Below are 25,056 nucleotides of genomic sequence, written 5' to 3'. Positions count from 1 at the left end.
ATGACGAAGAAGCTCATCACCAATGGTGTAATCGTTACAGCCGCAGACACATATACGGGAGATATTCTGATCGAAAATGGCATCATCACCGAAATCGGCCTGAACCTGTCAGCGGCAGGAGCGGAGGTGATTGACGCGGCGGGCTGTTATGTTTTCCCGGGCGGGGTGGACCCGCATACCCATCTGGATATGCCGTTCGGCGGCACCGTCACGGTCGATGATTTCGAAAGCGGCACGATGGCAGCGGCGTTTGGCGGCACAACGACGGTCATTGATTTCTGCCTGACGACGAAAGGCGAGCCGCTCAGCAAGGCGGTGGAGGTTTGGCACGGCAAATCCCGCGATAAAGCGGTCATTGACTACAGCTTCCACCTGATGGTGTCCGAGCTGAATGACGCGGTGCTGGAGGAGCTGCCGCAGATCATTGAGAGCGAGGGCATCACTTCCCTGAAGGTATTTATGGCCTACAAAAATACGTTCCAGGCCGACGACGGCACCCTGTACAAAACGCTTCAGACCGCCAAGCAGGAAGGCGCTTTGGTGATGGTGCATGCCGAGAACGGCGACGTGATCGAATACCTGATCGAAAAAGCCTTGGAAGCGGGTCAGACGGACCCGATCTACCATGCGCTGACCCGGCCTCCCGAGCTGGAGGGCGAGGCGACCGGCCGGGCGATCTATTTGACGGAGCTGGCGGACTCGCAGCTCTATGTGGTTCACGTCACCTGCGCCGAAGCCGCTTGGAAAATCGCCGAAGCCCGCAAGAAGGGGCTGCGCATCTACGGCGAAACGTGCCCGCAGTACCTGGTGCTCGACCAGTCCTATCTGGAGAAGCCGGATTTCGAAGGGGCGAAATACGTTTGGTCGCCTCCGCTGCGCGAGGCCTGGAACCAGGAGGTGCTGTGGAGCGCCCTGGCGAGCGGCGGGCTGCAGACACTGGGCTCCGACCAGTGCTCGTTTGACTTCAAGGGCCAGAAGGAGCTGGGCCGGGGGGATTTTTCAAAAATCCCGAACGGAGGACCAATCATCGAGGACCGGTTCACCATTCTCTACTCCGAAGGCGTGGAGAAGGGCCGCATTACGCTGAACCAGTTTGTCGACATCGTGTCTACAACCAGTGCGAAGCTGTTTGGGTTGTTCCCGCAGAAAGGGACGATCGCCGTCGGGAGCGACGCGGACATCGTCATCTTTGACCCGTCCGTGACCCGCACCCTGTCGGCGGAGACCCACCATATGAAGGTGGATTATAACCCTTTTGAAGGGATGGAGGTCAAAGGGGAGCCGGTCTCCGTGCTTGTCCGCGGCGAGTTTGTCATCCGCGACAAGGCGTTTGCCGGAACAGCCGGAAGCGGCCGGTACCTGCGCCGCAAGCGGTTTGGCCTGCCGGCTGCGGCCCCGGTTCCAGCTCCGGCTCCAGCTCCGGCCAATGCGGAGCCAAGCGGGAGCGTGAGCTGAGATGAGCGCCTTTGATGAATACGACAAGGAGCGCCGGGAGATTGATGAGCTGCTGTTTAAAGGCTACAGGATTGAGGGAATTGAGGAGACGCTGGACGGGGCTTTGGTCAAATTTCGGCTGAAGCCTCAGGTGCCGGGGACCGCTGGCCAGCCCGGCCCATCAGAAGCTCCGTTGGTCAGCCCGTCAGCCGGTCTGCCAGCCAGCCGGTCAGCCGATCCGGCGGCCGATCCCTTTTATCTCGCCGAGGCCCGGCTGGAGCTGCCGCTGCTGACTGCGGATGCCCGCAAATACGTGGTAAGCCGGTATATAGAAATGATGCGCAGCCAGGCAGGGTGATGCAGGGCAGCGAAGCTTGGAAGATGAACGGAGAGCCGCAGCGTTTAGACGCTGCGGCTTTTTGCTGCGGAGAAGAGAATAATATAGACACAGTAGAGAAATTCCTTTAACATGACACTTATTAAAAGACTTTTAATAAGTGCTTTGAGCAGAAGGTGAGTCTGAAGAAGGTGAGTCTATAAGTGGAACCCATTATTAATAACACCATACGCGTAAAGGAAATGAACCAGGAGCTGGTCCGCCAAACGCTTCGAACCTTAAAGCAGGCCAAGAAATCGACAGTTGCCCGGGAGACGGGCCTGAGTGTCGCTACCTGCGGCAGCATTTTAAATGAAATGCTGGCAGCCGGGGAGCTGATTGAGCTGGATGCTGAGGAATCCAGCGGCGGCCGGCCGGCCAAAGTCTATCAGTATAATATGAACTTTTGCTATATTGCCTGTCTGATTGTCAGGACGGGAATTCAGGGGCATTCCCTGGAATATCGGGTAGCCAACTTGGCTGGCGAGGCGGTGGATCAGGGACTCGAGGAGCGAAAAAGGGTAGATGCGGAAGGAATCGAAGCCTTCCTTGATGAGCTTATTGCCCGCCATCCGGACATTCGGGCTGTCGGCATTGGGGTGCCTGGAGCCGTCCACCAAGGGGTCATTAACGTATCCGATATTGCCGAGCTTGTAAATGTTCCGCTGGAGGAGATGATCCGCGAGAAGCACGGAATCGAGGTTATTCTGGAAAATGATATGAATCTGACGGTATACGGGTTCTATCACAAGCAGGACGACATGCAGGAGAAGACCATTGCCGTGGCGACCTTTATTGAAGGGAGTCTTCCCGGGGCAGGGATGATGGTCGAAGGTCATATTCACAGGGGCAGCACCCGGTTTGCGGGGGAAATCGCCTTTCTGCCGTTCGGCCTGTCACAGGAAGAGCAGTTCCGGCAGCTGCATGACCGAAGCACCTTCTGCTCTATAGCTGCCCGGGCAGTATCCAGTCTGATTGCCGTCCTTAATCCGGAGATGATTGCGCTGACGGGGAGTCTGATGCGGCCAGGCGATGTAGAGCAGATCCGTCAGGAATGCCTGAACGTTATCCCGGCCATGCATATGCCAAAGCTGCTGCTGCTGGAGCATCCGGATGAGGATTATATGTACGGCTTGATCCGAATGACGCTGGAGAGCCTTACGTATTCGCTCAAGCTGGTGGAGAAGCGGCGCTGAGGCCGCCGGCAGCCACTTCAGCCGTCACAGACAATAATGGAGGGGGAATAAGAATTAACATGGCTGCATGGTTTTTGATCATTATCTATCTGGCTTTTATCAGCCTGGGACTTCCGGATTCGCTGCTTGGCTCGGCCTGGCCGGTGATGTGGCCGGATTTGGGCTCCTCAGTCGGTTCTGCCGGTGTACTGTCCATGATTGTGGCAGGAGGGACGATCGTGTCCAGCCTGGCCAGCGGCCGTATCGTGCAGCGTTTGGGCACCGGCAGGGTTACGCTGATCAGCTGCTTCCTGACAGCCGGGGCTCTGCTGGGCTTTTCCATGGCTCATTCGATCATCTGGCTTGTCCTTCTGGCCATTCCGCTCGGTTTGGGAGGAGGCTCTGTGGATGCGGCGCTGAATCACTATGTTGCGGAGAATTATAAGGCCCATCATATGAACTGGCTCCACTGCTTCTGGGGAGTAGGGGCGACCCTGGGGCCGATCATTATGTCTTTCTATATTGCGAACCATAACTCTTGGAAAAGCGGTTATGCTGCCGTAGCCGGCATCCAGTTCATCCTCGTTCTCATTTTGTTCGTTACGCTCCCCCTATGGAGACGTGTTGCAGCGGAGCGCGAACAGGAACGCCGGAAGAACGGAGCCGAAGAGGGGCGGGAGCAGGCCGAAGCAGCTCCATCCCAGCTGGGGGAGATTCCCGGAACCGGCGTCCTGCGGATAAAGGGAGTCAAGCCGACACTGATCTCGTTCCTGTTCTACTGCGGAGCGGAAACGACGGCAGGGCTGTGGGGGGCCAGTTATCTTGTGGGGGCGCGGGAGATCTCGGCCCAGACAGCCGCTTTATGGATATCCTTGTATTATGGCGGGATTACGCTAGGCAGAATGATTACCGGCTTTATTACCTTTAAAGTCCATAACCGGCTGCTGATCCGGTGCGGCCAGCTCCTCGCTGCTGCGGGAGGGCTGATGCTGCTGCTTCCGGAGCCTGCGTTTATTCTCGGAGGGCTTGTTCTGATCGGCCTGGGGTTTGCCCCGGTCTATCCGGGCCTGATTCATGAAACGCCGGCGCGCTTTGGACGGGAGAACTCCGCCAAGCTGATAGGGTACCAGATGGCAGTCGCCTATACGGGATCTACCCTTCTGCCGCCGCTCTTCGGCTATCTGGCTGCCAGGCTGAGCGTCTCTATTTTTCCATTTGTGGTGCTTGCTTGTATTGTTGTGATGCTGGTGAGTGTGGAGAAGGTCAATCATATTTTGAGCCGGCAGCCGCAGACTAAAGATTGGCAAGGTAAAGGTAAAAATACTGCTGTATAGAGAAAGGAATCAAACGGAATGCATACCCAATCGGAGAAAGAAAAAATGTTAAACGGCGAGCTCTATCAGGCGGGCGACCCTGAGCTGGTCAAGGAGCGCCTGAACGCACGCCGGCTGACGCGCCTGTTCAACCAGTCGCATGAGCTGGAAGAGGAAGAAAGAAAGGCAATTCTGCGGGAGCTGTTCGGTTCAGTAGGCAGCCAGTATTATGTAGAGCCGTCCTTCCGCTGTGATTACGGCTATAACATCCACGTCGGCGAGAACTTCTTTGCGAACTTTGACTGCGTGTTCCTCGACGTGTGCGAAATCCGGATCGGGGACAACTGCTTCATCGCGCCGGGCGTCCACATTTATACGGCCACTCATCCTCTGGATGCCGGGGAGCGGATCTCCGGAGCAGAATACGGCAAGCCGGTTGCCATTGGCGATAACGTTTGGATCGGCGGCCGGGCAGTCATTAATCCAGGCGTCAAGATCGGAAACAATGTAGTCATTGCATCCGGGGCTGTCGTTACAAAGGATGTCCCGGACAATGTTGTCGTTGGCGGCAACCCGGCAAGGGTGATCAAGCAGATAGACTGCAGTCCGGAATAATAAGCCTAAGATTCGGAGAGGGAGAAGGACCAGAGGATCAGAGTGAGCAGAGTGAGGTGAGCATTTTGCAAGGAGCGTAACTGCAGCACCAATAAAGCAGCCGCCGGTTTCTGACCGGCGGCTGCAAACTTTTTAGCCAAATGTCAGCAGTAAATAATCGTTTCCCTTTAGCGCAATGTATGATCTACTACTAGGATCTTCGGGTTCGATACCAGTCGATTGTAGCGGCCAGCGACTCTTCCAGTGGTGTTGCCCGCTGCCCGAACCGGTCCGTAAATTTTCTGCTGCTTACAACAAACTCTTTCTCAAATTGATAGAACATCTCGATGCTTTCCCTTGCTCCGGGAATGAATAACCCGCCAATGCGCAGCATTCCCTTCCCCATTGGCTTTATCCTGGCCTCAACACCAGCAAGCTGTGCGGCTAATTCTACAAATCTTGTCACGGGTACCGCATCAGCATTCGGTACATGCCAAGCCTCTCCATACGTATCCTCTGATTGTCCAAGCGTCACGAGCGCTCTCCCAAAGTCATCAATGAACGTAAATGTATGCTTCCGATCGGGTTTCCCTAATACAGAAGCAGCCTTGCCCATGGTGAGAGGCTGAAACATCCTTTCGCCAGCGGACGAATCCGTTACACCTGGCCCGAAGAAGTCGGACCCTCGGCCAATGACGACCTGAAGCTTTCCGCGGTGATGCAGTTCAACGCTGACACGCTACCCAATCTTTGCCCCATAAGACTGGGCGACCCAGACGCACTGCTCCTTGTCCATTTTCAGGCCTGCAATCGAAAAAGACTTGAAATCGACGCCTTCCATCACCGCGCCCCTGGCATCGGCCCCGTAGACATTCGCTTTGTCCATGACCGCCATGGTCAAATCACTGTCTCTTAAATCGGCCTTCTCCAGATTGGCCCCCGACAGGTCAGCCTCTACGAAATTAACGCCGCGCAAATCCTGCTTAGCCAGCCGGGTATGCCTCAAATTGGTGTAGGACCAGTCCCCTTTGACAATGGAGAACCCGTCCAGATTGGAGCCGGTGAAGTCGGACCCCATCATTTTGCAGTCCTCAAATTTGGACACATAAAGGTTTGCACCGCTGAAGTTACAGTTCTCGAATGCGGATTCCTTATGAATGGAGCCGTTTAACGAAGCCCCGCGGAAATTACACTCGATAAACCGGCAGCCGGCAGAGGAGATCTCCTCCAGGGAGCCGTTCGCGAACGAGCAGCGGGTAAAGGTGCAGCTGATCAGCTCGCCATATTTTAAATCCTGGGTACTGAAGTCTACTTCTTCAAAATTCCGGTTTATATGCTGGTACATAAAAATGCCCTCCATCAATCATAGGTCAGATTAGGGTTGTAAATCCTTTCTAATATAGCACACGGGTGTCAAGGGCCGTTAAAGCTCTGCGTAAAGTCAAGCCTATTATTTTCCCGGGCGGGGCGGGGCCGAGAGAAGAGGGCTGATTTTGCAGCGTATTTATAGTATTGTAGATAAAAAATCCAAAAGGTGGGATTCCAATGACCAACAGACCACAGCCTGGGGAATATCCGGAATATACTGCGGGGTACATTGCCAAGGTGCCGGACGGCGAAATTACGGACCTGCTTGCCGGCAGGCTTCATGAGGTGAGCGACTGGATCGACAAGCTTCCGGAGGAGCTGGGGGAAGTCCGCTATGCGCCGGATAAATGGACGGTTAAAGAAACGCTTAGCCACATGATTGATACGGAGCGGGTGATGAGCTACCGCCTGCTGGGTGTCGCGAGAGGGGACCAGACGCCTTTTCCGGGCTTTGACCAGGATGAGTATGTCCGCAATGGTGCAGTGATCAGCCGGACCTTCGAGGAGATTGCCAAGGATTACACCGCAGTGCGGACGGCAACCTTGACGCTGTTAGACGGGTTGTCGGAGGAAGCCTGGCCGCGCCAAGGGACGGTTAACGGATACCCGACAACGGTCCGCGCTTTGGCTTACATCATTGCAGGGCATGAGCTGCACACGCTGGGTGTGCTGAGGGAGAAGTATCTGCAGGTTTGATCGGCAGCTAGAGCTTGACATGGAAAATAGATTTGAGACTCAAGCAAAAAAGACGCAAATAAATGCGTCTTTTTTGCTTTCTACTATCAAATTACTGCACGATCCAATCACTCCGCATTCTCCCCGCGTTCTGCCGCCTGCGGCCGCTCCGCTGCGTGCAGCGGAACAGCGGCCCCGTCGTTCTCCACCAGATGACGGAGCATGGACAGCTTGTTGTCCCAGTACTGCTCGTAGAAGGAGACCCATTCCTTCACTTCCTTCAGCCCCTCGGCCTCCAGCTTGTAGCGGGTTTCCCGGCCGTCCTTCCGGACACTGACAAGGCGGGAATCCGCCAGAATACGCAGATGCTTGGAGACAGCCGTCCTGGTCATTGCAAAATGTCCGCAGATTTCGTTCACCGGCATTTCCTTCTCCGCCAGCAGCTTCAGCAGCCTGCGCCGGCTCGGATCGGCGATGGCCTGGAAGACATCGTGCTTCGCGGCTGACTTCGCAGCGGACGGTGACATTTACTGCTCCACCAGTCCCTGGAGCTTGGCCACAAGGCCTGTCCAGCCATTTGCCATATTTTCCTGCACGACAGGATGCGGCTGGCCGAACTCGGTAACTTTGTCCGCATCCCAGCCTTTATGGTAGAGGTGGAATTCGGTTTGGCCGCCAAGGTCCTTCAGCTCAAAGGAAAGGGTCCAGTCCTTGCCCCAAGTGAAGCTGAGCCGGGTCGGCGGGTCAAGCTCGGTGACCTTGCATGGGGAGTCCCCAAAAGGGCCTGCCTTCAGGATGAACTCATGCCCGACTACGGGCTCAAACGTATTGGGCATAAACCAGGCGGCAATGCCGTCTGAGGTGGCTACGGCCGCCCATACTTTTTCGATTGGCGCTTTGAAGACAGCCTGCTTGTGGACTTCCGGGGAAAAACCGTGCTGATTCTCTGACATGAAATAACCTCCGTTGTTGGTTGGGATTCATTTTAGAAACCGTTAGAAGATCGCTTAATCTAAGTAATGAAACCAATTGGTTTCTTGTTGTTTATTATAGGAAACCATCAGGTTTCATGTCAATGCTGAATATCGAGAGCATGTCGAGAGATATAACTTACTATTATTCAGTACTTGACAAAAGGTCAGGAATCAATTAATCTTTAATTAAAGATAATTTACTTAAAGATAACTAATGTTTGAATAATAAATTCACTTTATAGACTGAACGATAGAATGCTGCAAGGGAGGGAAAGGATTCCGAAGAAACATAAGTGTCCGCCGAACAACAGCGACCGCAGGAATCTTTCCCGTACCAGCCCCAAAATGCCATTTAAAGTTCAGTCTATATAATCCAAAGGAGCGATTAATCATGAGTACGCAAAACATGCAAACAGCAGGTATCCACCATATTACGGCCTTTGCGGGTGATCCGCAGGCTAATGTTGATTTTTACGCTGGAGTTCTGGGGCTTCGTCTGGTGAAGAAGACGATTAACTTCGATGCGCCGGAAATTTATCATCTGTATTTCGGGAATGAAGGCGGCTCGCCGGGAACGATCATCACCTTCTTTCCGGCTCCGGGTTCGCGCAGAGGCCGCATCGGCGGCGGACAGGTGGGAATTACCACTTATGTTGTCCCTGCCGGCGCGCTTCCATTCTGGGAGGAACGGCTGCGCAGGTTCGGCATTTCCGTCATGAAGGCTTCCCGTTTCGGTGAGGATTATCTGCAGTTCAGCGATAATGAAGGACTGAAGCTGGAGCTGGTAGAGCGTGAAGAAGGTCCGGCCAGCACATGGTCGTTTGGCGGCGTACCGGCGGATAAAGCGATTAAAGGCTTCGGCGGGGTCGTCCTGTACAGCGCAAATTCGGCTTCGACAAGAAAGGTGCTGACCGAGGTGCTGGGCATGACGCTTGCCGGCGAGGAAAATGGCTTCATCCGCTTCAAGGCGCAGGGTGAGCTAGGCAACATCATCGACGTTCCGGCAGCTGACGTGCCTTGGGGAGCAGGCGGGGCGGGGACGGTCCACCATATTGCCTGGAGAGCAAAAGACTACGACGAGCATCTGGAGTGGAACAGACAGGTGTCCAAACACGGCTTTGGTACAACGGGGATCGTAGAGCGCCAGTATTTCAAAGCCTTGTATTTCCGCGAGGAGGGCGGTATCCTGTTTGAAATCGCCACCGATCCTCCGGGCTTTGCAGTCGATGAGCCGGCCGAAGAGCTTGGGCTGGAGCTGAAGCTGCCTTCCTGGTACGAACCTCAGCGTGAGGCCATCGAATCGATTCTGCTGCCGATTGAAGTCAGAGTGCTGGAGGAGGATAAATAAGATGAGACATGTATTTGTACAAGGAACCCGACCTGACGCGCCGACCTTTGTTATGTTTCACGGCACAGGCGGCACCGAGCGCGACCTGCTGCCGCTCGCGGAAATGATCTCGCCGGAGTCGTCCGTCCTCGGCCTCCGCGGCAATGTGCTGGAGAACGGCATGCCCCGGTTCTTCAGACGCCTGGCGGAAGGCGTGTTTGATGAGCAGGACCTGATCGCCCGCACCCGGGAAGTATATGAATATCTGGACGAAGCGGCGGAGAAGTATGGGTTTGACCGCAGCAATCTTATTGCGGTAGGATATTCCAACGGAGCCAATATCATCGCAAGCCTGTTGTTTCACTATCCTTCCGCAGTGAAGGGAGCGATTCTCTTCCATCCGATGGTGCCGCTGCGGAATGTGGAGCTTCCTGCATCACCGGGGCTGCCGGTATTTATCGGGGCAGGCACGAACGACCCGCTTGTCCGCAGCAGCGAAACGGAGGAACTGGCCGGGCTGCTGCTGGGAGCCGGGGCTGAGGTGACGGCTCATTGGGAGAGCATGGGACACCAGCTGTCCAGAGCGGAAGCGGAAGCGGCTAAAGACTGGTACAGCAGACAATTTGGCGGGTCTGTCTCACAAGGATAATCCGCACGGTTCAAAGCTTGAACTTCTTCAAGAAAAGAGGGATGGCCATGATATCCATTGATCCTGCCTGTCAGCAGGAGCGCGACAACTATAAGCTGCTGATCGGCAGCATCATCCCGAGGCCGATTGCATTTATCACAACGCTGGGCGGGGACGGAACGGTGAACGCCGCTCCGTTCAGCTATTTTTCTATTGCGTCGAGTGCTCCGCCGATTCTGTCGGTGTCGGTTCAGCGCAAGAACGGAGAGATGAAGGACACGGCCCGGAATGCGCTCAGCCGCCGGGAGCTTGTTATTCATATTGTGGACGAGAGTCTGGCGGAGGAGATGAACAAGACGGCTGCGCCGCTGCCCCCGGAGCAGAGCGAGCTCGAATTGACCGCTCTTACCGCAGTCCCAAGCGAAGCGGTAGCGGTTCCCGGAATCAGGGAAGCCAAAATCCGGATGGAGTGCGTGCTGGAGCAGTGGATTCCGGTCCGCGGATGGAGCGGGCCTGAGGCTGACCGAACGGAAGCAGGCGAAAGGGCAGGAGGCAGCCAGATCTCCGGCGGGGAGCCGGAGAATGTGGTGAGCGACCTGCTGCTTGTAAGGGTGGTGCGGTTTCATTTCGACGAGCAGGTGTACCGAGGCGGTTATATTGAAGCCTCAGCGCTGAAGCCGGTCAGCCGTCTGGCGGGCGATGATTACGCGGGGCTTGGCGATATTTTTACTTTGATCAGACAACGTTAGAGGTGAGGTTATGCCTGAATTTGAACAGCAGCCGCAGCAGGAGAAGGAGCTGGAGCAGGAGCAGGAGCAGGACTATCAGGATTCCCTGAAGCTGTTCATTGTGCTCTCGAAGGCCTACCGGTCCTTGATGGACCGCGCGGTCAAAGACATGAAGCAGTATGGACTTGCGGCATCGGAATTTACGATTTTGGAAGTGCTGTATCACAAAGGAAGCTTCCCGCTGCAGCAGATCGGGGAGAAGGTGCTGATTACAAGCGGCAGTATGACCTACAACATCGACAAGCTGGAGAAGCGGGGACTGCTCAAGCGGGTGCCGAGCGAGGCGGACCGGCGGGTCATTCTTGCAGAGCTGACCGATGAAGGGCGGCAGCTGTTTGATGATATTTTTCCCAAGCATGCGGCTTTTGTCCACTCCATGATGCCGGAGCTTACCAGTGAGGAGAAGCGGGCGCTGACCGAACAGTTAAAGAAGCTGGGCAGGGATGCGGCGGGAATGCTTTGATCCAGCGTTAAAGGAACCTCCATCTTCACGATGGGGGTTCTTTGTTTTTTTAGGAATAGCACAACCTCTGAAGGAACATATCCGTTTGACCAGGAATCGACAGTGAACGACCTTATTTACAATTTGTTAGTCGAAAACGAAAATAAAGATACCAAACTTAATGTTAGAAAATGTGATTGTTTTCCCTAACTTTTTTGCACGTTTGTTGAAATTTTATTGAAAACATAAGAAAAATATACATATATGCGCCTATAAACGGATTTTTATTTTGTTATTGACAACATAACATCCAAAATTTAGAATGAAAGCGTTAACAGTTTTGGTCATTCGGTTAGAGTTTGTTAGGTTATTTTGTTAGGTAGTTTTCTGCTCTTGAGGATGACTGGTTTTATTCTTTTCACTTTGTTAGGGGGTTGGGAACAAGGTTTAGTCGGTAAGTGCTGTACGGAGTCTTCAAACCATTAAAATGCAATTGAGGAGGTCAGCCTGAGAATGATCAAAAAGAAAGCCATACCCGTTTTGATTCTGTCTTTAGCTTTGGTATCCATGTCTGCATGTTCTAATGGGAATTCCAGTAATACCGCATCCAGCAGCAATGTTAAGAGCTCCAGCACAAATTCAAGCTCAAGCTCTGCGGACAGCAAAAGCACGGCTACAACCGGGGAGGACGGACAAACCGCCCCTAAAAATGAAAACGCTTCAGATCCTCAGATTAAGGCTGGAAGCAAGGTAACGGTATTTAATCCGAAGATGCCGACCCTCGACCCGACACAGTGGCAGGGACAGATTCTGGTGGAGCAGGGCACGCTGCTTGAAGGGCTCTACGGGTACAATCAGGACAATGAAATTGTGCCGAAGCTCGCAACCGGCTATAAGGTTTCTGATGACGGCCTGACCTGGACCTTTACGCTGAGACAAGACGCGAAGTGGTCAAACGGCGATCCCGTGACTGCCAATGATTTTTATAATGCCTATATGTATCAGCTTGATCCGAAAAATACGACTGCACAGCTGTGGCTGAGCGTCCTCAATAACGTGAAGAACAGCTACGCCTACCATGCGGGTTCCGTGGAGAAGGATAAAGTGGGCCTCAAGGTGGTTGATGATTATACCTTTGAAATTACGACAACGCTGCCTCATGCGATTCTGGGCGAGCTGGTTCTGGCCGGGGCCATGCCGATCAATTCGAAAGTGCTGAAAGAGCATCCGACCGACTGGTTTGAGCCGAAGAATTTCGTAAGCAACGGTCCTTACATGGTGAAATCGTTCACGCCGAACGGGGAGCTCGTGATGGTGGTGAACCCGAACTACGTAGGGGTTAAAGACCAGCTGAACCGCGGAAATGTGGAGACGATTGTTGTCGAGCCTGCCACAACCGTTCCGGTGGAGAATTATATGGCCGGCAAAACAGACGTCGCTTTAGTGCAGTCTACATCAGATCTGCAGTATGCGAAGAAGGGGGATTTGAAGTCCCAGCTGTACACTGCGCCGAACTATTCGATCCGGTACCTGGAATGGAGCAATCCGGTTACAGAGTCTCCATATGACAAGAAAGAAGTGCGTCAGGCAATTGCGAAAGCGCTGCAGCGCTCGCCGATCGTAGACTCCGTGCTGAACGGCATGGGAGGGGCAACGAATACCTTCTCCACGCCGGGCTGGCCGACCGAGAAAGACTTGAAGGGACTTCCGGAGAGTGTGGAGGAAGCGAAGCAGCTGCTGAAGGACGCGGGATATGAGAACGGCAAAGGCCTGCCGAAATTAATGCTGTACATCGGCGTTAAGCAGGTGGATGCCCAAGGCGAACAGATCGCCCTGGCTCTCGGACAGGAGCTGCAGCAGAACCTGGGTATTCAAACCGAAATCAAGCAGCTGAATGAGACGCAGTTTAACGCTTACCAATATAACGGCCCGCAGGCGGGCGCAGAGCCCGGCTTTATCCTGGCCTCCGGCGCAACGAACTGGAGTGAGCCGGGAAGCCTGGATATGGGCGCGACCCAGCAGCTGTATTCCCTGGGAACGCTGGATGCTCCGCTGGAAGCGACTCAGAAATTCATTGACTGGAGCAAGGAAGTCTATTATAAGCCGGCTATTGAGCAGTACGGAGACCCGAATAATGCAAGTGCCGGTGTAGAGTGGAGCGACTGGGCTGCGCTTGAGCAGGCGGCCAAAGCAGACATTGCCTATCTGGATGAGTGGACGGCGAAGCAGCCTGCCGAATGGCAGCCATACTTGAAACAGCCGGGAGTACCGACCCCTGCAGAGCAGTGGCAGCAAATTGTAGACACCTGGAAGAAAGCCAAAACGAAAGACGAGAAGCACGCGGCTTTCGTAACCGCCTGGACCTTCGTGGCGCCTAACGCGCCTGGCGGCAAACTGAATCAGAATGCGCTGGATGTTCAGGTATACTACAACCAATACAGCTCGGAGCAGCTGCTGAATTTGAGAATGTGGCAGGCTGAATTTGTAAACGGTTTAACGGTTGATGAGGCAGCACCTAATGCGGTCAAGGTTGTAAACAGCCTGATGGAGGACGCGTATGCGATCCCGCTGTTCTATCAGAAGCAGTTCTTCCTCGTGAAGCCGGGCATTACCGGCGTTCAATCTAATCCTTGGGCTTGGGGCAACTTCTACGGACTCCATTTCTTAAATGTAGAGTAATCGCGGCATATTGAATAATGACCATTCAGGGGCACCGGTTTGGTGCCCTTAAATGGTAGAGGAGGCTGAATTATGGCTGTCGCCAGATTTATTGCAAAACGGCTTGTTCAAATCATAATCACCTTAATCCTCGTAATTTCGGCCAGCTATATCATGATGTACTATTCGCCGGGCGGATTTATGAACAGCAGCATTATGGCTACGGCACTCGCACCGCTGCAGGGGCAGAATCCCGTGCTTTATCATCAGGTGATGGACCAGTTTGAGAGCCGTTATGGGCTTAATTTACCGCTCTGGCAGCAAATCCTGAAGTATTTGTGGCATGAATTCTCCTTTGATTTCGGCAATTCGATGCAGAACCCGTCCCTGCACATTTCCGCACAGCTGAAGCAGACGCTGCCGGTCAGCGCACTGCTCGCCTTCGGGTCTGTCGTTCTCTCCGTCGTGATCGGGGTTCCGCTCGGCATCATTGCCGCATTGAAGCGGAATACCTGGATTGATTATGTCGTGAGCACGGTATCCTTGGCCGGCCAGGCCATTCCGGCTTTCGTCCTCGCGGTCATTATGGTTCTGCTGTTCGGTGTTGTTTTTCAGGGGATCCTGCCGGTAACCGGGTGGGGAAGCTGGAAGGAGATGGTCCTGCCGGTCATCTGTCTCGCGGCCGGGAACGTCGGCGTGGTGGCCAGATACATGCGGGGCAGCCTGATCGAAACCTTGCGGCAGGATTACATCCGCACGGCGAAGGCGAAGGGCGTCAAATACTGGCCTCTAGTATTCAAGCATGGGGTCAAGAACTCGTTAACCGCGATGATTACGGTCATCGGACCGCAGTTTGCTTTTACGGTCATGGGGACGATTTGGGTCGAGCAGATCTTTGCGATTCCAGGGCTGGGTCAAGTCATGCAGTCCGCATTCACCAGCTTTGATTACCCGCTTGCGATCACTTCCGTATTTCTGCTTGGCTCTATGATTATGCTCATGAATTTGCTGGTGGACATCGTTTATGCCCTGATTGATCCCCGGGTCAAGCTGTAAATAAGCGTGTGATACAATCCATACTTTTACTTTTGAGGAGGGGGAGCCCTTGGCTAGCACAGCTGCAGCAGCCCGTACGGAACTTGCAGTCAAGAAAAAAAGTAAAAACAGATCGCCGCTTTATCAAGGATGGAAGCGGTTTAAGCGGCATCGTCTGGCCGTCATCGGTCTGGTTTGGGTAAGCCTGTTCTTTATTGCCGGCGTGATCGGACCGTGGGTGGCGCCTTATGATTACCGCGTCGGTGACTTTCTGGCGATCAATCAGGGACCGTCCCTGAAGCATATTTTCGGTACGGATAATGTCGGCCACGATATGTTCAGCCAGATTCTATACAGTGTCCGCAGTGCTCTCATTATTGCCTTGGGGGCCACGCTGGTTAGCTTTGTGATCGGGATTGTTCTAGGTTTGTGGGCCGGCCTGCGGGGCGGAATCGCAGACGTCATTATTATGCGTGCTGTCGACTTTATGATGACGCTGCCGGGCTTCCTGTTCGCTTTGATCCTCGTTATTCTGCTGGGCCGGGGGTATTGGTCGCTGATTCTGGCGATCGGCATACCGGGCTGGGCGGGTTATGCGAGGCTGGTCCGGTCCCTGGTGCTCGGCATGCGGAACGGGGAAATGGTCGAGGCGGCAACCGCCTTGGGTGCTTCCCAGGCTCATATTGCCAGACGCTATATGCTGCCAAATGTCGTCGGCAGTATGGGAGTTGCTCTTGCCTTCGGCATTCCCGGAGACCTGGTACAGATCGCCGGGCTGAGTATTTTCGGAATGGGGCTGCAGCCGCCGATTCCTTCCTTTGGCAACATGATTGCCCAAGCCAGTGACAACATTCTCGGATTCCCTTGGCTGCTCTATTTCCCGGCGGGAATTTTTGCTCTAACTCTGCTTTCATTTCTGTTTGTAGCGGACGGCCTTCAGGAAGCCTTTAGTCCGAAGGGAGGAAATTGACATGGGTGAACCGCTGCTGTCGATTGATAACCTGCATGTGAAATTTGCGAGAAGCGAGGATGAGGTTTATGCCGTGAACGGGGTAAGCTTCTCCATTAACGAAAATGAAACGCTCGGCATCGTCGGCGAGAGCGGATCAGGCAAATCGGTCACGCTGATGTCCTCGATCGGGCTTCTTAAAGAGAATGGGACAATAACGGCCGGAACAGCGAATTTCCAGGGCAGGGACCTGCTGAAAATGCACCGGAAACAGCTGGAGGATATCCGCGGCCGCGATATAGGCGTTATTTTTCAGGATCCAATGACGAGCTTAAATCCGGTCATGCGGATCGGGGACCAGATCATGGAGGCGATGCTGACGCATCATTATGCGGGCCGCAGGGAGGCTTACGACAGAACCCTTCAGCTCATGCACGAAATCGGCATTCCCGATCCGAAGACAAGGTTTAGGAGCTACCCGCATGAGTTCTCGGGAGGCATGCGCCAGCGCATTATGATCGCAATCGCCCTGGCCTGCGAGCCGCAGCTCCTGATCGCCGACGAGCCGACGACAGCGCTCGATGTGACGGTGCAGATGCAGATTCTGGCCCTGCTGCAGGACCTGCGCAGACAGCGCGGCATGAGCGTGGTGATGGTGACGCACGACTTTGGAGTAGCCACGAACTTCTGTGACAAAATCATCGTGATGTACGGCGGCAGGATCATGGAGGTGGCCGAAACCGATCACTTTATCCGGGAGACGGCACATCCGTATTCCATTGGCTTAAAGCGCTCCATTATCGAGATTGGCCACAAGGGCAAAGAGATTCTGCCGATTCCCGGGGCGACCGCCGCAATAACGGAGGAGCCGGCCGGCTGCCCGTTTGCCCCCCGCTGCACCTATGCGAGCGCGCGCTGTCTCCAGGAGGTCCCGGAGCTCCGCCCGTTTGGTACCGATCATCAAATTGCCTGCCATCATGCCGAGGAGGTGGTTTCCCTTGTCCGATAATTTGCTGCTGCAAGTAGAGAATGTGACCAAAACCTTTCGGGTTCAGGGGAAGAAACTGCATGCCATTGAAAATGTATCCTTTGCCCTGGAACCGGGGAAAACGCTTGGGCTAGTAGGCGAGAGCGGCTCGGGCAAATCGACGTTAGGCCGCCTGGTTCTGCGGCTGCTGGATTCCGATCAGGGCAGAATCCTGTTCAATGGAACGGATATTTCCAAGATCAAGAAGAAGGACCTGCGCGCCCTGCGCCGGGATATGCAGATTATTTTCCAGGACCCAAGCGCAAGTCTTAATCCGAGAATGACGGTGGGAGATGCCATTGAGGATGCGATGGAGATCCATCAGATCGGTACAAAGGCCGCCCGCCAGGCGCGGGTCAGCGAACTGCTCCAAAGGGTCGGCCTGCCTGATGAAGTCAAATACGCTTACCCGCATGAATTGTCCGGGGGGCAGCTGCAGCGGGTCGGAATTGCCAGGGCCTTGTCGCTGAATCCGAAGCTGATTATATGTGATGAACCGGTCTCTGCGCTGGATGTATCGGTTCAGGTTCAGGTGATCCAGCTGCTGCGCGACCTGCAGAAGGAATATAACCTGACTTATATTTTTATTTCGCATAACCTGGCGGTTGTCGAATATCTCAGCGATGAGATCGCCGTGCTGTATTTGGGAGAAGTGGTGGAGCAGGCCCCTGCGGATGAATTATTCAGGAATCCGTCCCATCCTTATACCCAGGTGCTGCTGAATTCGATCCTGAAGATTCCGGAACGTCCGGAGCAGCGGCAGGAGATGCTGTCCATCCAGGGCGAGGTGCCGTCACCGCTGAATCCGCCTAAAGGCTGTCCGTTCCATCCGCGCTGCGCCTTTGCCATGGAGACGTGCAGGACAATCAAGCCGGAACAGAGAACGGTATCGGAAGGGCATTTTGCAGCCTGTCATCTGGTGGACCAGGCTGCAGGCGGGCTGCACCGGTAAGGGCGGCCGCCAAACCGCATAGAGCCCTTCGAGGGTGGAGAGGAAGTGTCAGCAATGTTTATTAAAGGCATGACTTACGGCTGGAACAGCAAGCGCGGCGACTACCGCCAGCCTTACGCCTTAGATTCATTAAAGAAGTTAAAGGAGACGGGCAGCGAATGGATCGCTTTGGCCTTCTACACGCTTCAGCCAAACATTTATTCCACCGATATCCCCTTCGATTACGGCGTCACCATGACGGACCGGGATATTGAACACGCAGTGAAGCAGGCTCATGAATTGGGGTTAAAGGTGTGCCTGAAGCCGGTCGTCAACTCGGCGGACGGGATTTGGCGGGCCCATATCGGATTTCCGGAGGAGGAAGGGGCACAGCCTTATTGGGACGCCTGGTTCCGCTCCTACACGAACTTTCTCTGCCATTATGCGGAGCTTGCCGAAGAGCTGGGCTGCGAAATGTTCTGCCTCGGCTGCGAGATGGTTGCCACAGAGAAGAAGACAGAGCACTGGACCGCCGTTATTCAGCGCGTGAGACAGCTGTACTCCGGACCGGTCACCTATAACGCGAATCACGGGACGGAAGAGGGCATCGCCTGGTTTGATCAGGTGGATCTGATCGGCACCAGCGCCTATTATCCGGTTGCGAGCCGGCCCGGGGACAGCGAAGCGGCCATGCTGGAAAAATGGCTGCCGATCCGCGAGAAGCTGGAGCGGCTGCATGCGAAATTCGGCAAGCCGATAGCGTTCCTTGAAATCGGCTGCCGGAGCGCGCTCGGCTGTGCGGCGATGCCGTGGGATTTTCAGCATACGGACCTGCCGTTCAGCGAGGAGGAGCAGGCGAATTTCTACAGCTCGGTGATCAAGACGTTCTGGGACCAGCCTTGGTTTGCAGGCTTCTTCTGGTGGGACTGGAGCGTTAGTCTTTATCCGCTGGAAGAGGCGAAGCAGAACCGCGGCTTCGATATTTACGGCAAGAAAGCGGAGCAGGTATTAAAGGAATGGTACGCCAAGCCGCGGATCGGCAGCGAAAGCTTTGTCTGAATCTGAAATTGAACCTGAGTCTGAGTCTGAGTCTGAATCTGAATCTGAATCTTTTACTTATGCGCTTGCCGGATCACAAGCATTTCTGGAAAGGACGAGCGGCTGTTCAAAAAAGGCAGAGGTTTTGCTACAATTGGGGGAAGCTGATTAAACGGAGTGAACCTGGATTGAAAAAAGTGACCATGCAGCAGATTGCCGAACAAGTCGGCGTTTCCAAATTCGCCGTATCTCAGGCGCTGTCCGGCAAGCCTGGTGTCGGAGAAGAGACGAGGATGAGGATCGTTCAGGCAGCGAACGAGCTGGGATACTCGTGGAAGGCAAAATTTATCAAGAAAGAAAGACCTGCCGGAGAGCCGAAAGGGAAGACCTCCGCCGCAAAGGGCACCGTCATTATTCTGATGCCAAACGTCCGGTTCCAGAGCCGGGAATCCCTGTTCTGGGGCAAAATTATCGACGGCGTATCGGCAGCCCTGGCCGAGCGCGAAGTCGGCGTCATGATGGTGACCGAGAGCTATTCAGAGCATTTGCTTAAGAGCATTAATCCGGAGGGGGTCCTCGGCCTGATCGGCATCGGGTATATCGCAACCCAGCTGCTTCTCGAGATCCGGTATGCCGGAATACCGTTCGTGCTTATCGACCATGAGGATGCCCTTGTTCCTTCCGATACCGTATTTATGAACAATTATGACTGCATGAAGCAGATGACCTCGCTTGTGCTGCAGACAGGCCGGCGCGATCTCCGCTTTGCCGGAAGCCCGGGATATTCCCGCAGCTTCCATGACCGCTGGCTCGGCTTCCGCATTGCGATGGAGGAGGCAGGGCTGCAGATGTTCCGGGCGGAGGATGACCCGTTTCTGCAAATGGAGGAGGACGCCTACCTGATCGTGGAGCGGGAAATTCCGCAGCTCGTGGAGCAGGGGAAGCTGCCTTCCGCGTTTATTTGTGCAAACGATTTTTTCGCTTTCCTTATCGTGAAGTCCCTGATTGCCAACGGGGTAAAGGTGCCTGAAGACGTCGCGGTGACCGGGTTCGACCATACGGACGAGGAGCCGAGCCTGCCCGCGCTCAGCACGATCCACGTCCCGAATGCCATTCTCGGAAAGAGGGCAGTCGAAATGCTGTTTGACCGGCTGGCCGCTCCGGACCGTCCTTTCGAGAAGACGATGATTCACGGCTCTCTTCTGCTGCGGGAGTCGTTCAAGAAGGACTGAGCGCAGCATCCTTCAAATATCCGCACAGTGCCAGCCGGCTAAAATGAACTGCACCCCAACTTGTTAGACATCATTTAACAAGTTGGGGTGCAGTTTTTGTGTCCAATAGAGCCTGTCTCGTAAAGGAAAATGTTAGGATAGTGCAGCTAACAAAAAAACAAGAGCCCGGTACAATACCGGGCTCTTGCCGTTCATGCTGCCTGAATAAGCTGCCTAAATCAATTACTTACTCCGCACTTTCCTCAGCCGGAATTTCCGGCCGGACTCCTTTTGCAGAGCTGTGCGGTTTGGAGGCCTCTTCGATATCGCCGTACGCCCAATAGGAGGTTGGCACATCCGACCAGGACTGCGGTGTCAGAAGCGGTCCGCGGCCGATCATCCGGTTAACGGCCGTCACGAATTCGGCACGAGTCAAATCGTTGTCCGGTTTGAACGTCGAATCGGAATATCCTTTAATCAGACCGGCCGTTTTCGCCGTGTTGATCATATCCTGCGCCCAGTGGCCTTCGGTGTCGGTAAAAGCGTTCCCCTTCAGCACGGCAAGCTGCTTATACCGGACCATAATGGCGGCCAGCTCGGCACGGGTCACATGGTCATTAGGACGGAACAATCCGTCCGATCCGCCCCTCATCAAACCGGCTTCCGTTACGACGGAAATGTAATTCCGCGCCCACATGCCGGTATGAACATCGCGGTAGGTGAGGCCTGTGTATTCGACATCCAGCGTTCCTTTCAGCAGTCTGGCGAACACTGCGGCTACCTCAGCGCGGGTAACGCCCCGTTCAGGACGAAACAGACCATCCGGATAACCTTTGATGTAGGCCAAATGACTTTCCAGCTCAGGTGCCGTGGCATCCGCCGAAGGACTAGGCTGCACTGTAGACGATCCTGAGCTGCCGGAAGACACTGAACTCGAGCTGTTATCCGTTGAAGGAGCAGCTTGTGCAGTCAGGCTGAGGCTGTAGGCCACAAGCGATTGTCCGACGTGAATAATCCCGTTGGACACGTAGCTGTCCTCGCCTGGCAGCGCAGCTGTATTTCGGCCTTCCGTGCGGCTGTCATAGGAGTTGTAGCCGTCTTTGGAGGCGGTAATGTAATAATCGCCTTCCGAGTATACCAACCAGGCATAATCCCCGAGAGCATCCGTTGCTTGAGGGTTGTGATTCTGGTTGGGAGCAAATCCAAGCCGCTCCGGAAGGTCAACTAGCGTTCCAGGCTGCCGGCCTTTCGAGCGGTTAAGCGGCGTGTCAGCCCAATAGAGCTTCATTTGTACGCCTTCAATCGGTGCGCCTGTATCTGTGTCCGTAATTTTACCATAAGGGTCAATCAGCGCATCTTCAACGGCGAGCTCCCCGTTTTGCTGAACGTTCAGGTTCAGATAACTGCCAGCCAGCTTTTGACCGTCGGCAGACGTAACCTGGAACAAAATTTTATAATTACCCGGCGCAAGCTCTTTCACCTTAAAGCTGCCTTCCGGTGTAACTTCAACTTCAGCATCCAGGGGCTGACCATTGCTGTCATACAAAGTTCCGCTGACGGATTCTTCCGCTGCCAGAACTTGACTAATACTTTGTACAGCATCGCTGTTTTGGTCGCCGACCAGCAGCAGGCCGCTGACCTGGCGGTCCGCAGTGAATTTCTCTCCTGCTCCGGACAAGGTGCCTACCTGCACCGACTGTTCCGAATCAACCAGGATGGTGCTTCCTCCGACTTCAAGAGGCGCCTGGATGTTTAACTTGTAGGTCCAGTTGCCCCGAGGTACTACAATCGTATATTTTCCTTCCGAATCCGTTACCGTTTCCGCTTGGAAGTCGATTACGCCATCCGCGTCAAAATCTTCAGCTACGCTGACTTTTGCGCCGGCAATCGGCTGTCCGGCATGGACAACAACACCCGTAATGGAAGCTGGCTGGAAGACAATCGAAATGGCCTGTTCAGCAAAGATGCCCTGGTCCATATCCCGGACCGTAACGGTCACTCCCTCTGTTGCAGGGGTTATACCCTGGAGCAGAGGAGCCGTCAGCACCGTTTGAGCCGTGCCTTCCGTGCTTGTCTGCAGCTCGGTTTGAGCGAGACTTCCTGCGGAAGCTTCAAACACTACAGGCACGTCCTGCAGCGGCGTTCCGTCAGTTGTCGTAAGCGACGCCGTCAGCGTACTTGTCGAGACACCGTCACCGACGATGCGGCTAGGGTCAGCCGTCAACTGGAGAACAGCCGTTTCCGGCAGGGTTACATCTTGTTGCAGCGTATGGCGATTCTGCAGAGTCACCTGTTCGCTCGCCAGCAGCTTGGAAGGGATGCTCACGGCCAGGGTATAGTCCTGCGGAGCCTGCTGCTCGAAGCGGTAATGACCCTGCTCGTCACTTAGGGTTTCGTCAATAATGCTGCCTTCGTCATCCAGCAGCTGGACAGTCAGGCCGGCAACAGTGCCTCCAGTGGAGCTGTAAACCGTACCCTCAATCGCAGCCGAACGGGACAGAATCAGAACTTCAACCGGATTTGAAGGCTGGGATTCACCGCCATCATTGGCAGCTGTAACTTCGAAAGTATAAGTCACATCAGGCATCAAGCCGGTTACACCGTATACCACATCGGTTACGCTGTCGGCAATTCTTACCCCGTCCTGATACAAATTGTAATAAGTGGCACCTGTTACGGTGTTCCACTGCAGGTCTGCTGTTCCTTCGTCCGTTGTTCCGTTCAGGGATAGCGTAATCCCGGATTCAGGCGGGTAAGGAAGAGTCTTAACGAGAGCAGCGATGCTGGCCGGAGATTCTCCGCCTTCATTAACTGCTATAACCGTAAATTCATAGCTGGTTAACGGAGATAGTCCTTCCGCATGATAGGACGGAGAGGCAAGCCCGGCTGCTATCTCAGTTCCATCCCGGTATACCGTGTAGCTGTCAGCACCATTTACAGGTTCCCAGGATAAATACGTATCCGTTTGTCCCGTCTGATCAGCCTGCACGTTCAGCGGGGCAGTAGGAGCTACAGGAACAACTTTTAAGCTTGGCCCGAACAGAACCGGAGTTCCTTCCTGGGTCCCAGTCTGGGCAACAGGTGTCACTTGGAAGAATAAATATTGGCCCAAGTCCTCCTGCCCGGCGGTGTACGTTTTACTTGTAGCGCCTGGTATCAGCTGTTTGTCCGATCCGTCTGCCTGTGACGCCCGGTACCACTGATAAAGCGATTGGCCTTCTTGATCATCGTCTTCGTCAGCAAAAGTATAATTGCCGACAAACGTACTGCCTACAGATCTTCCGCCTGTGATGGACAGAAGGCCCGCCGTTGGGGAGTTATCTCCAACAGGGCCAGCCCCTGCACTGACGGCCGGTTCGCCGATAAGCACGCCGGTTTGGGCAGCAGGTGTTACCTGGAAGAAGATATATTTGCCATAATCATCTTTGGTAAGCTGATAACTGTCAGAGTCAGCTCCTGCTATCTGCACTTTGTCCGAGCCGTTCTCCTGAAGACCTCTATACCAGAGGAATACCGAATCTCCCTCCAGATCCCCGTTGGTATCACGGTAAGAATAGAGGCCATTCACCAGCTTACCGACTTTCAGTGTGCCGGCAATCGACAAGCTTTCCGCTCTTGGTGCTGTGTTCACGACATAACCAACCGGATCGAAAGTTCCGGTTTCGTTAATCTTAGCGGTCAGCGTTTGTTGATCTTTGCCAGCTGTCGTGATGGTGTAGCCGTTTAGGGTATCCGACGGATCGGCTTCCATCCAGACTTGGCCGGGCAGAACCGGTGCAGAATAGCTGCCGTCCGATCCAGTCACCGGTGTCAGCACGTTGCCGGCTGCGTCCGTGATTTTTACAGGAACACCGGCAAGGCCGGATTCTTCCTCATCTTGGACCCCATTGTTGTTTGTGTCGTCAAACAGAACGCCTGCCGTTTGTGTGTTTGTAACGGTAAGGCTGATTTCATCCGATGGACCGGGGAAATACGTCCAGGTGTCCATCGCAATATCGTTACCGAAATTGTTCGAAAATCCGTGAGCACCGGTTGTTCCGCCGCTCTCAATACCGCTGCTGGCGTTAGCCGGCGAGACGCCGATATTGCCGCTTGTATCTTTAAGGCTGATTTTGGTTCCCGACGCTGTTGTATAGTCGCTGTCATCATAATAAACCGTAGAGGCGGTGAGCCCATCCGGGAAGGCGGTAGGATTGTTCAGCATCGTAATTTTAACGCCATTTGGCGCATTTTCCACGTCCAGCATCGGGAAATGATATTCCCCGCCTTTAATCGTAAGTTTCACTTTATAAGTGCCGGCTGGAACCGAATTTCCATTACGGTCTTTGCCGTTCCAAACGACCTTATTGAGTCCTTCCGACGAGACGCTTTCTATAACCGTATCACTGCTGGGGTCATAACCGGTTACGCCGTCCGTATCGAGGATCAGCTGGTAAGTGGCTGCAGAACTCGTCGTGAACTGGAAAGTCCCGCCAGTGCCGACTGCCGTTAAACTGCCGCTGTTTGACGAGTTGGAAAATGCAAATCCTACCGGCGTAGGCGGCAGAACCGGGTTAACCGGAACATCGCTCGGCAGATCGCTTGCCGGTTCGTTCAGAAACACCCGGTGAGTGACATCCGTGTCAGAATCCGGCATACTCGGATCCTGAACGGTTATCCCGTCCGGCAGCACGTTGCTCTTAATAGGGACGGAATGGTAAAGCGTTTTACCGTCTGAGTCAATGTAACCCCGGTTATTGGAGAAGAAAATAAAACCGTATGGATCAATGCCGTTCATATCGGTTTTGTACTGAAATCCGTCTTTGGTCAGAATATAAAGGACTGATTTCAAAGAAACGCTGTTCTTGCCCATATTAAGGGATAAATAGTTGGCAAACACCCGTCCTTTTACTTCTTGGTCATCCGTGTTTTGCACGGTGATGTCCCAGCCGGCTACAGTTCCTTTTTGAGAGGAATCCGTGGGGAGTACTGAAGCCGCGACAGGAGTAGGGTCATTTCTGTTGGTCGGACCGTGGAATTGGACCTTCCACCAGCCTGTCTCTGTAGCACTGACTTCAAGGGGGTGTAACCTCCCTTGGTTGGATAAGGTCCCGCTTGCTCTTTGGCAATCGTG

Annotated in this window: 22 protein-coding genes; 17 read left to right on the top strand and 5 right to left on the bottom strand. The window is 54.2% G+C overall.

The window, feature by feature from the left end:
- From hydA to FCN15_RS09835, 5 genes are all read left to right on the top strand, one after another.
- Complete coding sequence (gene hydA, locus FCN15_RS09855; RefSeq protein WP_138494842.1) at positions 1–1,455, top strand: dihydropyrimidinase; 1,455 nt, start codon at positions 1–3, stop codon at positions 1,453–1,455.
- A 1-nt stretch (position 1,456) separates the two neighbouring features.
- Complete coding sequence (locus tag FCN15_RS09850; RefSeq protein WP_138494841.1) at positions 1,457–1,792, top strand: hypothetical protein; 336 nt, start codon at positions 1,457–1,459, stop codon at positions 1,790–1,792.
- Positions 1,793–1,974: 182 nt separating this feature from the next.
- On the top strand, positions 1,975–3,006 hold the full coding sequence (locus FCN15_RS09845) for an ROK family protein (RefSeq protein WP_138494840.1): 1,032 nt from the start codon (positions 1,975–1,977) through the stop codon (positions 3,004–3,006).
- A gap of 59 nt (positions 3,007–3,065) precedes the next feature.
- A complete protein-coding gene (locus tag FCN15_RS09840; RefSeq protein ID WP_138494839.1) occupies positions 3,066–4,319 on the top strand; it encodes an MFS transporter in 1,254 nt (417 codons plus the stop codon).
- Positions 4,320–4,337: 18 nt separating this feature from the next.
- Positions 4,338–4,913 carry a sugar O-acetyltransferase gene (locus FCN15_RS09835; RefSeq protein WP_138494838.1) on the top strand — a complete coding sequence of 192 codons (576 nt, stop codon included), beginning with the start codon at positions 4,338–4,340 and terminating at the stop codon, positions 4,911–4,913.
- Between the two features lie 190 nt (positions 4,914–5,103).
- Here FCN15_RS09835 and FCN15_RS09830 read toward each other — a convergent pair whose 3' ends face one another.
- Together FCN15_RS09830 and FCN15_RS09825 are read right to left on the bottom strand one after the other, a co-directional pair.
- Complete coding sequence (locus FCN15_RS09830; RefSeq protein ID WP_162515337.1) at positions 5,104–5,526, bottom strand: Rossmann-fold NAD(P)-binding domain-containing protein; 423 nt, start codon at positions 5,524–5,526, stop codon at positions 5,104–5,106.
- 105 nt (positions 5,527–5,631) lie between these two features.
- Complete coding sequence (locus FCN15_RS09825; protein ID WP_138494836.1) at positions 5,632–6,237, bottom strand: pentapeptide repeat-containing protein; 606 nt, start codon at positions 6,235–6,237, stop codon at positions 5,632–5,634.
- 200 nt (positions 6,238–6,437) lie between these two features.
- Here FCN15_RS09825 and FCN15_RS09820 point away from each other — a divergent pair, with 200 nt between their 5' ends.
- The gene (locus tag FCN15_RS09820) at positions 6,438–6,956 is read left to right on the top strand and encodes a DinB family protein (RefSeq protein WP_138494835.1); all 519 of its coding nucleotides are present in this window, start codon (positions 6,438–6,440) and stop codon (positions 6,954–6,956) included.
- 107 nt (positions 6,957–7,063) lie between these two features.
- On the opposite strand, the gene FCN15_RS09815 is transcribed toward FCN15_RS09820, so the two are convergent.
- Both FCN15_RS09815 and FCN15_RS09810 read right to left on the bottom strand, forming a co-directional pair.
- Positions 7,064–7,462, bottom strand: coding sequence for an ArsR/SmtB family transcription factor (locus tag FCN15_RS09815; RefSeq protein ID WP_138494834.1), 399 nt, complete (start codon positions 7,460–7,462; stop codon positions 7,064–7,066).
- On the bottom strand, positions 7,463–7,888 hold the full coding sequence (locus FCN15_RS09810; RefSeq protein WP_138494833.1) for an SRPBCC family protein: 426 nt from the start codon (positions 7,886–7,888) through the stop codon (positions 7,463–7,465).
- Positions 7,889–8,300: 412 nt separating this feature from the next.
- Between FCN15_RS09810 and FCN15_RS09805 the strand changes: the two genes are divergently transcribed.
- From FCN15_RS09805 to FCN15_RS09755, 11 genes are all read left to right on the top strand, one after another.
- Positions 8,301–9,257, top strand: coding sequence for a ring-cleaving dioxygenase (locus FCN15_RS09805; protein WP_238996603.1), 957 nt, complete (start codon positions 8,301–8,303; stop codon positions 9,255–9,257).
- Between the two features lies 1 nt (position 9,258).
- Complete coding sequence (locus FCN15_RS09800) at positions 9,259–9,885, top strand: alpha/beta hydrolase (RefSeq protein ID WP_138494832.1); 627 nt, start codon at positions 9,259–9,261, stop codon at positions 9,883–9,885.
- 47 nt (positions 9,886–9,932) lie between these two features.
- A complete protein-coding gene (locus tag FCN15_RS09795; RefSeq protein ID WP_138494831.1) occupies positions 9,933–10,613 on the top strand; it encodes a flavin reductase family protein in 681 nt (226 codons plus the stop codon).
- Between the two features lie 10 nt (positions 10,614–10,623).
- On the top strand, positions 10,624–11,115 hold the full coding sequence (locus tag FCN15_RS09790; protein ID WP_138494830.1) for a MarR family winged helix-turn-helix transcriptional regulator: 492 nt from the start codon (positions 10,624–10,626) through the stop codon (positions 11,113–11,115).
- Positions 11,116–11,607: 492 nt separating this feature from the next.
- Positions 11,608–13,773, top strand: coding sequence for a peptide ABC transporter substrate-binding protein (locus FCN15_RS09785; RefSeq protein ID WP_138494829.1), 2,166 nt, complete (start codon positions 11,608–11,610; stop codon positions 13,771–13,773).
- Positions 13,774–13,845: 72 nt separating this feature from the next.
- Positions 13,846–14,808 carry an ABC transporter permease gene (locus FCN15_RS09780; protein ID WP_138494828.1) on the top strand — a complete coding sequence of 321 codons (963 nt, stop codon included), beginning with the start codon at positions 13,846–13,848 and terminating at the stop codon, positions 14,806–14,808.
- 49 nt (positions 14,809–14,857) lie between these two features.
- Positions 14,858–15,757 (top strand): ABC transporter permease, encoded by a 900-nt coding sequence (locus FCN15_RS09775; protein ID WP_138494827.1) that lies wholly within the window; start codon positions 14,858–14,860, stop codon positions 15,755–15,757.
- A gap of 1 nt (position 15,758) precedes the next feature.
- On the top strand, positions 15,759–16,745 hold the full coding sequence (locus FCN15_RS09770; protein ID WP_138494826.1) for an ABC transporter ATP-binding protein: 987 nt from the start codon (positions 15,759–15,761) through the stop codon (positions 16,743–16,745).
- Entirely contained in the window at positions 16,735–17,715 is a 981-nt protein-coding gene (locus FCN15_RS09765; RefSeq protein ID WP_238996602.1) for an ABC transporter ATP-binding protein, read from the top strand. Before FCN15_RS09770 ends, FCN15_RS09765 begins: the two co-directional genes overlap by 11 nt.
- Positions 17,716–17,769: 54 nt before the next feature.
- On the top strand, positions 17,770–18,753 hold the full coding sequence (locus FCN15_RS09760) for a glycoside hydrolase family 113 (RefSeq protein ID WP_420819565.1): 984 nt from the start codon (positions 17,770–17,772) through the stop codon (positions 18,751–18,753).
- Positions 18,754–18,929: 176 nt separating this feature from the next.
- Positions 18,930–19,964, top strand: coding sequence for a LacI family DNA-binding transcriptional regulator (locus tag FCN15_RS09755; protein ID WP_238996609.1), 1,035 nt, complete (start codon positions 18,930–18,932; stop codon positions 19,962–19,964).
- 226 nt (positions 19,965–20,190) lie between these two features.
- Here the strand turns inward: FCN15_RS09755 and FCN15_RS09750 are convergent, their stop codons facing one another.
- On the bottom strand, positions 20,191–24,858 hold the full coding sequence (locus FCN15_RS09750) for an S-layer homology domain-containing protein (protein WP_138494824.1): 4,668 nt from the start codon (positions 24,856–24,858) through the stop codon (positions 20,191–20,193).
- Positions 24,859–25,056: the final 198 nt, after the last annotated feature.

This window comes from Paenibacillus pinistramenti (assembly GCF_005869875.1).
Taxonomy (GTDB): domain Bacteria; phylum Bacillota; class Bacilli; order Paenibacillales; family Paenibacillaceae; genus Fontibacillus; species Fontibacillus pinistramenti.
The sequence above is the reverse complement of the archived record's forward strand: the minus strand, read 5'-3'. Positions and strand labels throughout refer to the sequence as shown.